This window comes from Barnesiella propionica (genome assembly GCF_025567045.1).
In the GTDB taxonomy this organism is placed as follows: domain Bacteria; phylum Bacteroidota; class Bacteroidia; order Bacteroidales; family Barnesiellaceae; genus Barnesiella_B; species Barnesiella_B propionica.
In genome coordinates, this window is sequence record NZ_JAOQJK010000004.1 from 158,804 (window position 1) to 171,221 (window position 12,418).

Below are 12,418 nucleotides of genomic sequence, written 5' to 3' on the forward strand. Positions count from 1 at the left end.
TATTATTAAGCTTTTTACAATGAAAAGATATATATTTTTCGTTGTATGTTTCTGCTGTGTGTTTATCTGGGCAGGAACTGCAGCGACCTATGCCGAAGATTCGGATGCGAATGTATTCGGGCATATACTGAATAAAAAAACAAAAGAACATATACCTTATGTCAGTGTGGCGTTAAAAGGTACTACTCTGGGTACGACAACAGATGCGTCGGGGCATTATTTTCTTAAAAATCTTCCGGAAGGTAAGTTTTGTGTGATTATAAGGGCTATGGGGTATAAAACTACAGAAAAAGATATTGTTCTGGAAAAGAATGTGTCAAGCGAATTAAATTTTGAAATAGAAGAAGAGCTGGTTTCTTTGGATGAAATAGTAGTGTCGGCAAACAGGAGCGAAACTACACGCCGGCTGGCTCCTACACTGATAAACGTGTTGGATACCAAATTATTTGAGACCGCGCAGGCGGCTTGCCTGGCTCAGGGGTTGAATTATCAACCCGGAGTGAGGGTGGAGTCCAGTTGCCAGAATTGTGGCTCCCAGCAGGTACGCATCAACGGGCTCGATGGTCCGTATACACAGATACTGATAGACTCCCGTCCTATTTTCAGTGCTTTGTCGGGTGTCTATGGTCTGGAACAGATCCCTGCCAATATGATAGAAAGAGTTGAGGTAATGAGGGGAGGAGGATCGGCTTTATTCGGTTCTTCCGCTATCGCAGGTACGATTAATATAATAACGAAAGAACCGTTGCGCAATTCGGCACAATTATCTCATTCTTTTATGGGTATAGGCGGCAGCAGTGCACTGGATAATAACACGACCATGAATGCATCGTTGGTTACGGATACCCGGAAAGCCGGCATCTATGTATTCGGACAAAATCATCACCGTTCGTCATTCGATTACGATAAAGACGGTTTTTCCGAATTGCCTAAGCTGAAAAATCAGACTGTGGGTTTCCGTGCCTATGTGAAAACAGGTATTTATTCAAAACTCACTTTTGAATATCACCATATGGAGGAATATCGCCGAGGAGGAAATCTGCTGGATAGGCCGCCTCATGAAGCGGATATTACCGAACAGACGGAACATTCTATTGATGGTGGAGGCTTGAAGTTCGATTATTATTCTCCTGATTATAAACAGAAGGTAAGTGTGTATGCATCGGCACAGAATACGAACAGGAACAGTTATTATGGTACGGATAAGAATCCCGATGCTTACGGATATACTACGGACCTTACAGCGATGGTGGGTAGCCAGTATACTTATAGTTTCGGTAAATTCCTGTTCATGCCTTCTGACCTTACCGCAGGGCTGGAATATAATTATGACAGGCTGAAAGATGAGATGTTGGGCTACAATCGCTCTTCGGAACAGCAAGTACATATCGAAAGCGCGTTTTTGCAGAATGAGTGGAAAAATAAGAAATGGGGCTTTCTTATCGGCGCGCGATTGGACAAACATAATATGATAGACGGAGTGGTAATAAGTCCCCGTGCCAATGTTCGTTTTAATCCTACTGAAGATATGAACATCAGAGCCAGTTATTCAAGCGGTTTCAGAGCTCCCCAAACCTTCGACGAAGACCTGCATGTCGCAGCAGTAGGCGGAGATGTGGCCTTAATAAGGCGTTCGAAAGATTTGAAAGAAGAAAAGTCTCAGAGTTTCAGTGCATCCGCAGATTTTTATCACCGTTTCGGAGACACACAAGTAAATTTTCTGTTAGAGGGATTTTATACCGATTTAAAAGATGTGTTCGTATTGGAGGACGTAGGCAAAGACGAGCAGGGGAATCTTATAAAAGAGCGCAGAAACGGTTCGGGGGCGCGTATTATAGGACTTACGATGGAAGGGAAGGTCGCTTTCCCTGAGTGGGTACAGTTACAAGCGGGTTTTACTTTCCAGCGGAGCCGGTATAAAAAGGAGGAAAAATGGAGTGAAGACGAATCGGTTCCTGCGACCCGGAATATGTTCAGGACTCCCGACCGTTATGGTTACCTTACGACTACGGTCACTCCGCTAAAATCATTAGTTGTTTCATTTTCGGGTACTTATACAGGTAGTATGCTGGTGCAGCATCTTAAAGGATTTATCGATAACGATGTTGCTGTGAGTACTCCCGATTTTTTTGATCTGAACACAAAAGTATCTTATGATTTCTCTTTATACAAGGAACTTACCTTACAATTATATACAGGAGTACAAAATATTTTCAATGCTTATCAGAAAGATTTGGATAAAGGAGCAAAACGGGATGCCTCTTATGTTTACGGTCCGACGTTGCCCCGAAGTTATTTTGCCGGTGTGAAACTCAGTTTTTAAGATAATATAAGAAAAAGAAAACGTCCTGTAATTTTACAGGACGTTTTCTTTGTACCCGAAGGGGGACTTGAACCCCCACAGCTGCAATAGCCAAAGGATTTTAAGTCCTTCGTGTCTACCATTCCACCATTCGGGCAGCATGGAGCGAAAGACGGGACTCGAACCCGCGACCCTAACCTTGGCAAGGTTATGCTCTACCAACTGAGCTACTTTCGCAATTGCGAGTGCAAATATAGGACGCTTTTTTTGTTCTTCCAAAAAATGAACCGAAAATTTGTTCGTGAAAATGCCATATAAATAAGATATCCCTGATTCTCAGAAGAAAAATCAGGGATATTCATGTATGATTATGATAGTGTATTTTTATCTGAGGATTATATAAGCTCCCGTTTGGGGGTTATTTACTACCTGATAGGATTGCAAATAATAGCGTCTTTCCTGGGCTATTCCGCTTAAAGGAGCTCCAATGCCTCCGTATGTGCTGAATATATCGTAGGTAGAGCCGCATTTTTTGCAGACACCTTTCAATTCTTTTTCATCCACACTGATGCGTACTTTTTGATTGGCTTCAACAGGGCAGGCGAGGTCGTATGCCAGCAACTGGCTTTCGGCACCTTCAACCAGCAGGACACCTCCAAATCCGGTATAAGAGGATATATTGTAGCTGAAATCTTTGGGTATTTTTTCCTCTTTAATGAATATACGGTATTGGAAAGGCGCGTTTACACCATAGATCGTCCATTCGCCTGCATTTTTAAAATCGATGCGGACAGATGCGGACGGTATGCGGTAGTGATCGCTTTTTTCGCAGGAAGTACCGAACAGGAGCGTAATAACCAGAGAATACAACAATTTTTTCATTCACGTATAATTTGTTCTATGTTAGCGAGTTCTTGGGTATCGAAATGATAATTACTTATAGACCTGAGATTTTCTTGCAATTGCTCTATTGTGCGTGCGCCGATTATTACAGATGTAACCTCCGGCCGGGCTATAAGCCATGAAAGTGCCATTTGGGAAATACTTTGTTCCCGTTGCTGGGCTATTTTTCTGAAACACCTTACTTTATCTATGATCTCGGAAGTGATCATTTCGCTTTTCAAATATCCTTCCGGCCGGGCAGCCCGGGATCCTTCCGGAATTCCATGCAGATATTTATCTGTCAGCATTCCCTGGGCGAGAGGAGAGAATGCAACTACACCGGTTCCGTTGGCTGCTGCCGCCTTTAGCTGATAATTCTCGATATGTCTGTCAATGAGGTTATACCTGTCCTGATATACCAGACAGGGTGTTCCTGCATTTTTCAGGAATTCGAAAGCATATAATAATTTGTCGATAGGATATTTTGATAATCCTACATATAAAGCCTTTCCTCGTTTTACTATATCCACGAGGGCTTGTAATGTTTCGTCCAGCGGAGTTTCGGCATCGTACCTGTGACTGTAAAATATATCCACATATTCGAGGTTCATACGTTTCAGGCTATGGTCGATACTTGCCATTAAGTTTTTACGGGAACCGCCGTCCCCGTACGGACCATTCCACATATGATGTCCGGCTTTCGTGGTTATGATCATTTCATCCCTGTAAGCCCTGAAATGGTCTTTCATCATTTTTCCGAAATTTTCTTCGGCACTTCCGAATGGTGGCCCGTAATTATTTGCCAGATCGAAATGGGTAATACCGTGATCGAAGGCATATTTTACAATATTCAGTCCGTTCTCATAACTGTCCACGCCCCCGAAATTGTGCCAAAAGCCCAGAGATATAAGAGGCAGTTTAATTCCGCTATTACCACATTTACGGTAATCCATACCCTGGGTGTAGCGGTCGATGTGAGGCAGGTAATCCATAATTCCTGTTTTTAATGATAATACAATTCTGGATGTATAACGGATTTATTTTCCTAATAGTTTGTTAATAGCTGTTTCTATTTTATCAAAAGCAAAATCATGTACAATTTTCCGCATCAGGTTTTCTATTTCCCCGTTGCAGGGGTTTCCTATACTTCCTTCGTGCGTATGATGCACTTCTTTTCTCGGTTCGAAGAGTCCGGCTTCTATTTCCAGTCCTACTTGTCTATATGCATCGCGGAAAGGAATTCCTTCCCGGGTAAGCCTGTTCACTTCTTCGACGCTGAATATATATTTGTAGCGGTCATCGTTGAGAATATGTTCGTTAACCTCTATCCGTTCCATCATGAGCGTTGTCATTCTTAAGCAATCTTTAAGTTCATCGAAAGAAGGGAGAAAAGCTTCTTTGATGATTTGCAGGTCACGGAAATACCCTGACGGCAGGTTGTTGGATATTAGAGTTATTTGATACGGTAACGATTGCAGTTTGTTGCACTTTGCCCGTGTAAGTTCAAATACGTCGGGATTTTTCTTGTGAGGCATAATGCTGGAGCCGGTGGTAAACTCCGCAGGAAGCTTTATGAATCCGAAGTTTTGTGAATTGAACATGCATGCGTCAAAAGCGAGTTTAGAGAGAGTTGAAGCAATAGATGCCAGTGCCGATGCTACAATTTTTTCGGTCTTTCCCCGTCCCATTTGCGCATAAATAACGTTATAGTCCATAGAATCGAAACCTAATAATGTTGTAGTCAGGCTACGGTTCAGAGGGAAGGAGGAACCATATCCGGCTGCCGATCCCAGCGGATTGCGGTTACTTACGCGGTAAGCTGCTTGCAATACCGTGAGGTCGTCTGTCAAGCTTTCGGCATAAGCTCCGAACCATAAACCGAAAGAGGACGGCATCGCTATTTGCAGATGGGTGTACCCCGGCATCAGTATATGTTTATAACGTTCACTTTGAGAAATAAGGACATTAAAGAGGTTGTTAACAAGACCTACAACACTTTTTATCTCATCGCGAATAAATAGTTTCAGATCTACCAGTACCTGATCGTTCCGGGAACGTCCGCTGTGGATTTTCTTTCCCATGTCTCCCAGTTTACGGGTGAGCATTAATTCTACCTGGGAATGAACGTCTTCCACTCCTTCTTCTATTTCGAATGCTCCGGTTTCAATAGACCGGTATATATTGCGTAATTCGTTGGTAAGCGTGTCCAACTCTTCCCCAGTGAGTAGACCGATGGATTGTAACATAGTGATATGAGCTATCGAACCCAGAACGTCAAAAGGGGCCAGATACATATCCATTTCCCTGTCTTTGCCTACTGTATATTTTTCTATTTCGTGGTCTACCTGAATGTTTTTTTCCCAAAGTTTTTGCGCCATAGTTTTTATTATTTAGCACGAAGGAGGATGGATACGGAAAGGGGGCTTCCCCTCTGCGTTTCCGCCCTCCTTGGAGTATTCTTGTTATAATCGGAGAATACCTTTTTATCAGTAAGGTATTACAGTGAGCATCTGAGCCATCTTATTCAAACCGTCTTGTAACGGTTTCGATACCATTGGCTTGATAAACGGATTCAATTCTGCCTTAACCGTAATTTTTGTTTTTGTTTCGTTTTCGTTCAAACTTACCAATTGTATCCACATATTGAGGGGGATAGGTGAATTATCGGCAACGAATTTAATGGTCTTTTGCGGTTCTCTTTCGATTATCCGCAAAGTGATTTTCCCTATAGGGTTAACATCGAAAGTACAGGAGTCCGTATCGAAAGACATGCTTTTTATCTGAGTTATTTTGTCAGCGGGTATCATCTCTTTCAGACGCTGAAGGTTATTCAGGTCGGACAGGGTTTCAAATATTTTTCCTATATTGTGAGGTATGACCGTTATTTCACTTTCGAATGTTGACATGATCAGGCCTCCTCGTATTTAGTAGGAATCCAGTTGGCCGGATCTTTTCTCCATTCTTGTAATGTGGCTATATCTCTTTCCTGGATGTAGTTGGTTTCGAGAGCTACTTCCAATACGGAATTATAATTACTTAATGCAATAAGTTCTACTTTGGCTGCTTTGAATTTTTTTATGGCAACAGGGAAACCGTAAGTGAAAATAGCAGCCATTCCTATTACTTCGCATCCTACATTGCGAATGGCTTCTACTGCTTTCAAACTGCTGCCGCCTGTAGAAATAAGGTCTTCTATTACTACAACTTTCTGTCCCGGATTAAGATTTCCTTCGATAAGGTTTTCCAATCCATGGTCTTTAGGCGCGGAACGCACATATACATACGGAAGCCCTAATATATCGGCGACTAAAGCTCCTTGTGCGATAGCTCCGGTGGCAACTCCTGCAATAGCGTCTACTTTACCGAAATTTTCCATAATAAGACGGCTGAGTTCTACTTTTATAAAACTGCGTAAAGCCGGATATGACAAAGTGCGACGGTTATCGGTATAAATAGGGGAATTCCAGCCCGAAGCCCATACGAACGGGTTTGCCGGTTGTAACTTTACTGCGCTTATTTCCAGTAATTTTTCCGCAAGTAATCTTTCAATTGTTTTCATAATAGGTATTGTATATGGACGTTATCTCATTTCTCCTGCAAAGGTACGAAAAAATAGCAGTGATTAAAAAGCGATATTATCTTTTTTCTGACATTTTTTTATAGTTTGGCAATTGCCAGGGTCAGCATACTTATTTTGATATTCGGGACGGTTAATAGCGTTTCCGCACAAGCGAGCAGAGTGGCTCCTGTTGTTACTACATCGTCGATCAGCAGTATATGCATGCCTGAAATATTTTTATCATTTACCAGTTCGAAAGAGTCATGGGTATTTTCCCATCTTTTGTATATGGATTTATCGGTCTGGGAACTGCTTTTACGGGTATGTATGATGATATCCGTACGTAATTCTATACCCGTTATTTTTTCTATTCCTCTGGCTATCCATTCACTTTGATTGTACCCTCGTTTTCTCAATTTGCTTTTATGAAGAGGAACAGGGACGATTATATCGACCGAATCAAAGAATCCCGTTCCCTTTAATTCTTCGGCGTATAATGCACCCAGAGTGAAACCGCATATTTTCTCATTGTGGTATTTGATGTCGTGTATAAGTTTACGGTAAGGACTTTCTTTTGTAAAATAAAAATAGGAGGAACAGCGTTCTACGGGTATTTTTCCTGCAAATAATTGTTCCATCGGGTTAAAAGGTAGTTCATGGTACTGTGTGCGCGGCATGTCCTGCAGGCAATGTGTGCACAGGTATTGTTCTCCATATATAAGCGGTCTCCGGCATATGAGACATAAAGAAGGATATAAAAGATTAAGCAGGTCTCCGGCAAGTTTCCTCATGGGAACAGTTGTTTCAGGCATTGATGGATAAATTCGGTTTCGAATCCTCTGGAAGCGGCAAAACGGAAAAGTTTGCTTTTTCTGTCGTATTCGTTGTCCGATTTTATCGTTTTATTTTTAGAAATTAACAAAGAATGGAGCATGTCACTGTATTCGTTCTCCGGTATTTCCTGCAGTGCTGTCCGGATATTGTCTGTTTTCAGCCCTTTCATTTTCAGATTATAATTTATTTTTATCCGTCCCCAGCCCGAGAATCTGAATTTATCTTTTACAAAGGCTGTGCAGTAACGTGCTTCATCAATGAATTTTTCGGAAATAAGTCTGTTTATGATACTGTTTTTATCTTTATCGGAGATATTCCAGCGGGTTAGTTTCTCGCGGATATCGTAAATACAGCATTCTTTGGCGGAACAAAGTGCTGCAGCTTTGTGTAATGCTTCGTCTGGTGACATCTCTTTAGGCATGCGGATACTATTTTCTAATGGTGTACTATTGGTTATACCGGGCTGCAATCATGCGCTCTTTTCCGAAAATATCGTGTTTGAACCGGATATCATGGAAGTTCATGTCGGCGAGAAGTTCCTGACATTCCTTGCCGAACCGCTCGTTTATTTCAAAAAATAACTCTCCTTCATGATGTAGCAAGGATCGGGATATTTCCGCTATTTTTCTGTAAAACAGTAGAGGATCATCGTCGGGGACAAATAAGGCAGTGTGAGGTTCGTATTCCAGTACATTTGCATCCATGTCCTGTTTTTCCTGTTCGCATACGTAAGGAGGGTTACTTACAATGATATCAAAACGGAGATCATTTTCCCGGGGAATAAAATTCAGTATGTCGTTTTTTATCCATTTTGTACCGGCCTTTAATCTTGTACCGTTTGCTGCAGCGATTTGTAAAGCTGCATCGGAGATGTCCCATCCTTCGGTATAGGCCAGAGGGAATGCAAGGGCCAGAGATATGGCAATGCAACCGCTGCCGGTTCCCAGATCGGCGAGATTTCCCTCGAATTGCGGATTTTCTTCTATTATCCAGGAGACAAGCTCTTCAGTTTCGGGTCTTGGGATCAGGACATCGGGCGAGACCTGGAAGTTATATCCGTAGAAATCGGTATATCCAAGAGCGTATTGAATAGGTACTTTTTGTATTAGTTTTTCTGTGATGTCTTCGATTTGCCGGCGCATATCATCCGATAAAATATTATCTTTGTGCAAAATGAAATCCGTCACAGAATAACCACATAATTGAGAGAAGATAAGTTTGATAAAACTTTCTGTTTCTCGTTGAGGGTAAAGTCCGGATAAATTTTCCCGGATAAATCGGATACTTTTCTGCATGATTGGTAATTATATGGCAAAGTTAATAAAAGAATAGATATATATGTACGAACCGGAGAACTTAGATATCTTATATATGCGGCGTTGTATGCAACTGGCGGCAAAAGGTGCTGGACATGTCTCTCCTAATCCGATGGTAGGGGCTGTAATCGTGTACCGGAATAAAATCATAGGAGAAGGTTATCATCGTTGTTGGGGAGAGCCTCATGCCGAAGTAAATGCCATAGGTTCGGTAAAAGATGAATCGTTGCTGAAAGACTCGACGTTATATGTTTCCCTTGAGCCCTGTTCTCATTATGGAAAAACGCCTCCTTGCAGCCGGTTGATCATAGATAAACAGATTCCCCGGGTTGTCGTAGGTTGCCTCGATCCTTTCCCCAGCGTATCGGGGAGAGGGGTGAAAATGTTGAGGGATGCCGGGGTATCGGTAATAACGGGAGTTCTGGAAAAAGAATGCCAGGCTCTCAATAGGTTTTTTATTACTTCGCAAATTTACGGCCGACCTTATATTTTGCTTAAATGGGCCCGGAGTGCGGACGGTTTTATGGATCGCATACGTTGCGAGAATGACTTGCCTACCCGCATTTCGGATGATGTGACCACCGCTCTGGTACATCGTCTGCGTTCGGTATATGATGCTGTGCTGGTAGGCACGGGAACAGCTTTGGCCGATGATCCGTCTTTAACTGTACGCTGTTGGTGCGGAAAGAATCCTTTGAGGGTATTGATTGACCGGGAACTGAAAGTGGCTCCGGATTCTCATTTGTTAAACGACGGGATAAAGACCCTTGTATTTACGGAACGGAAAGCGGATGATACTGATTATACGGAGTATATAACTTTGCCTTTCGGAGAATCGGTACTTCCGGTTTTATTATCGGAATTGCATGTCCGTCAGATACGAAGTTTACTTGTAGAAGGGGGGGCTCGTTTATTAGAAAGTTTTATCGGTTCGGATCTTTGGGATGAGGCGAGAATTGAAACCGGAAAAGAAATTTTCGGAGCGGGAATTTTGTCTCCCGAGATAGGAGGTGTGTTCGAAAGATGTGAATATCATGGTGATTCATGTATCGAATATCGGATCAATCGGGAAAACTGGAATATTGAACGATAGAATATGGCGGGTTATCGGTTGAATAAAGATTTTAAGATAATAATCTTTACTTTTGGTTCTGATTGATGATGTTGAAACAAGCTATATTTATCCCTAAATTATTATAATTATGAATGATTGTATGGCCCAAAGCGAAAAATGTTTCTAAATTTGCGGTTTGTAACAATTAATATGTTAATGTTTTTATAATGAAGAAGCAAAAAATATATCTGTTCTTCCTGTTATTTGGTTTGATTTTTGTGGGATTTTCTTGTAATTCATCCGATGACAATTATAATGAATATGTAGCTTCACAGAGTGTTCAGGTATCCGGTTTCAGACTGGCGTCTAACGATTCGGTACTGGCTAATCTTGATTCTGTGTTTTTTTCGATAGATCTTGACAGAGGGCTTATTTATAATGCCGATTCTTTGCCTGTGGGGACAAATGTTTCGGCATTGATCGCCAATATCAATTTCGGAGGGACAATGAGCGAAGTAAAGATATTTATGGACCGGGGGAGTGCCGAGAAAAACGATACGATAGATTATCTGGAATCTCAGACCGATTCTATCGACTTTACCAGTAAGGTAACGATGAAGGTGGTAGGAGAGAATACGGCTGCGGTGAAATATTACAGTCTTAAAGTAAATGTGCATACCGTGGTTCCGGATTCTATGTATTGGTCTGAATTATTATCCAATAAATTACCCGGTGCAGGACGTTTGATCGCACAGAAAACTGTATCGTCGAACGGATTTATATATTGCCTTGTACAGAGGGAAAACGGTTATATACTCGCAACAGGAGATAGTCCTCTTTCTTTTGAGGAGAGGTCTGTAACATTTCCGTTTACACCGGATATAAAGAGTTTGCAAGTTGCAGGGAATACATTATATATGTTAAGTGAAACAGGAGAATTGTTTGTTTCTACCGACGGAAATAGCTGGGCTGCCACCGGGACTGAATTTTATTCGCTTCAAGGTGTGTGGAATGAGTTCTTAGTCGGTGTTATAAACGATAATGGTGTGTATAAACATGACTTATATCCCCGAAACAGCTTTGTGCCTGTAAAGGTAGAAAATGATTTTCCTGTTACGGGTTCTTCTAATATGGTGACATACCGGAACGAATGGAGCGGAAATGCGAGTCAGTCTATTATGGTCGGAGGGCGTATGGCGGATGGAAACTTAACGGGAGCTACCTGGGGATTTGACGGTAAAAGCTGGGCTAAGTTCAATAATGATAATGCAGTTACTCCACGCGAAGGTGCTATTTTGTTCCCGTATTTTACTTTTTATGTAAATAATGCCTGGATAACGACAAAAGAGACCACTTGGTTTCTGATAGGAGGCCGGACCAATTCCGGTGTTTCCAAGGAGGTCAGTTTATCCTCCAGTAGTGGTATAGTATGGAGAAGCGCGAGTTCGTTACTTTCCATGCCTTCGTCTTTTCTTCCTCGTTACGATGCTTCAGTCGTGATTGTGAATGAGATGAATTCTGCTGCAATGCCTTCTTCCTGGAAAAAAATGGATGTTCCTGCGATACCGCGGAATATGGCTCGGGTAAAAAGCGTTACCGAGTGGGAAGTTCCGTATGTATATATGTTAGGAGGAACCGGTATTTCAGGGGATGTGTATGATCAAGTGTATAGGGGGGTGATTAACCGGCTTACATTTGTTCCTATACCTTGATTTGAATTAAAAAATATATAAGTCAATAATTTTAATCGTTAGCCGGCGTTTTTATAATAAGTGCACACAAAAATGAGGTGAGATGAAAAAGCTGCTTTCGGTTATATTAATTTCAATAATGGCTTTCATAGAGATGGAAGCACAAGATTATAAATATGAAATAGGCGTTGCTGCCGGAATAGGTACTTATATGGGGGATGCTAACCAATCATCGGTATTGCATAAGCCCGGAGCTGCGTTTAGCGGGATATTCCGGTATGTGCCGAATTATCGCTGGGCGATAAAAGTAAATCTGGCAACGGCTTCATTAAGAGGAGATACACGTGATTTCAGTAATGTTTTTCCAGAAGAAAAACATTATGATTTTAAACGTCAGTTATTTGATTTGGGGGCTCAGGCCGAATTTAATTTTTTTAATTACGGTATGGGGTATTCCTATCAGGAAACGAGCCGTATATCTCCCTATTTACTGGCTGGTTTGGGAGTTAGTTTTGCTCCGGCTTCCGGTGATAATTTTTTTAGTGTCAATATCCCTTTGGGGGTCGGCGTAAAATATAAGATAGCCCCTCGTTGGAATATTGCGCTGGAGTTTACCGTAAGGAAAACATTGGGCGATAATCTCGATGGAAAAGACCTGAAAGATCCTTACCGGATTGAAAGTTCTGCATTCAAAAATACGGATTGGTATTCCATGACGTTATTCAGCATAACTTATGAATTCGGATATAGGAGAAAACCTTGTAATAATTAATAAACTGG

General features: G+C 41.7%; 12 protein-coding genes and 2 tRNA genes. 4 read left to right on the forward strand and 10 right to left on the reverse strand.

Annotation, left to right across the window (positions count from 1 at the left end; translation table 11 throughout):
- The first annotated feature begins 19 nt into the window (after positions 1–19).
- On the forward strand, positions 20–2,323 hold the full coding sequence (locus OCV73_RS07085; RefSeq protein WP_147550782.1) for a TonB-dependent receptor: 2,304 nt from the start codon (positions 20–22) through the stop codon (positions 2,321–2,323).
- Between the two features lie 52 nt (positions 2,324–2,375).
- Here the strand turns inward: OCV73_RS07085 and OCV73_RS07090 are convergent.
- The 10 genes from OCV73_RS07090 to prmC form a co-directional block, all read right to left on the reverse strand.
- A tRNA-Leu gene (locus OCV73_RS07090) sits at positions 2,376–2,459 on the reverse strand.
- A gap of 4 nt (positions 2,460–2,463) precedes the next feature.
- Positions 2,464–2,539 (reverse strand) — tRNA-Gly (locus tag OCV73_RS07095).
- Positions 2,540–2,686: 147 nt separating this feature from the next.
- Complete coding sequence (locus OCV73_RS07100) at positions 2,687–3,184, reverse strand: hypothetical protein (RefSeq protein WP_147550784.1); 498 nt, start codon at positions 3,182–3,184, stop codon at positions 2,687–2,689.
- Positions 3,181–4,176, reverse strand: coding sequence for an aldo/keto reductase (locus OCV73_RS07105; RefSeq protein WP_147550786.1), 996 nt, complete (start codon positions 4,174–4,176; stop codon positions 3,181–3,183). The genes OCV73_RS07100 and OCV73_RS07105 overlap by 4 nt, the downstream gene beginning before the upstream one ends.
- Before the next feature lie 45 nt (positions 4,177–4,221).
- The gene (gene argH / locus OCV73_RS07110; RefSeq protein ID WP_147550788.1) at positions 4,222–5,562 is read right to left on the reverse strand and encodes an argininosuccinate lyase; all 1,341 of its coding nucleotides are present in this window, start codon (positions 5,560–5,562) and stop codon (positions 4,222–4,224) included.
- A 108-nt stretch (positions 5,563–5,670) separates the two neighbouring features.
- The gene (locus OCV73_RS07115; RefSeq protein ID WP_147550790.1) at positions 5,671–6,090 is read right to left on the reverse strand and encodes an SRPBCC family protein; all 420 of its coding nucleotides are present in this window, start codon (positions 6,088–6,090) and stop codon (positions 5,671–5,673) included.
- A 2-nt stretch (positions 6,091–6,092) separates the two neighbouring features.
- On the reverse strand, positions 6,093–6,743 hold the full coding sequence (pyrE, locus tag OCV73_RS07120; protein ID WP_147550792.1) for an orotate phosphoribosyltransferase: 651 nt from the start codon (positions 6,741–6,743) through the stop codon (positions 6,093–6,095).
- A gap of 98 nt (positions 6,744–6,841) precedes the next feature.
- Positions 6,842–7,555 (reverse strand): ComF family protein, encoded by a 714-nt coding sequence (locus OCV73_RS07125; protein ID WP_262512906.1) that lies wholly within the window; start codon positions 7,553–7,555, stop codon positions 6,842–6,844.
- A complete protein-coding gene (locus OCV73_RS07130) occupies positions 7,531–7,998 on the reverse strand; it encodes a regulatory protein RecX (RefSeq protein WP_147550795.1) in 468 nt (155 codons plus the stop codon). The genes OCV73_RS07125 and OCV73_RS07130 overlap by 25 nt, the downstream gene beginning before the upstream one ends.
- Positions 7,999–8,023: 25 nt before the next feature.
- Positions 8,024–8,872, reverse strand: a complete 849-nt coding sequence (prmC, locus tag OCV73_RS07135; RefSeq protein ID WP_147550797.1) for a peptide chain release factor N(5)-glutamine methyltransferase — start codon at positions 8,870–8,872, stop codon at positions 8,024–8,026.
- Between the two features lie 43 nt (positions 8,873–8,915).
- Here prmC and ribD point away from each other — a divergent pair, with 43 nt between their 5' ends.
- From ribD to porG, 3 genes are all read left to right on the forward strand, one after another.
- Positions 8,916–9,986 (forward strand): bifunctional diaminohydroxyphosphoribosylaminopyrimidine deaminase/5-amino-6-(5-phosphoribosylamino)uracil reductase RibD, encoded by a 1,071-nt coding sequence (gene ribD, locus OCV73_RS07140; protein WP_147550799.1) that lies wholly within the window; start codon positions 8,916–8,918, stop codon positions 9,984–9,986.
- 188 nt (positions 9,987–10,174) lie between these two features.
- A complete protein-coding gene (locus OCV73_RS07145) occupies positions 10,175–11,659 on the forward strand; it encodes a DUF6242 domain-containing protein (protein ID WP_147550801.1) in 1,485 nt (494 codons plus the stop codon).
- Between the two features lie 82 nt (positions 11,660–11,741).
- Positions 11,742–12,410: a type IX secretion system protein PorG gene (porG, locus tag OCV73_RS07150; protein WP_147550803.1), complete on the forward strand. Its 669-nt coding sequence runs from the start codon at positions 11,742–11,744 to the stop codon at positions 12,408–12,410.
- Positions 12,411–12,418 lie beyond the last annotated feature (8 nt).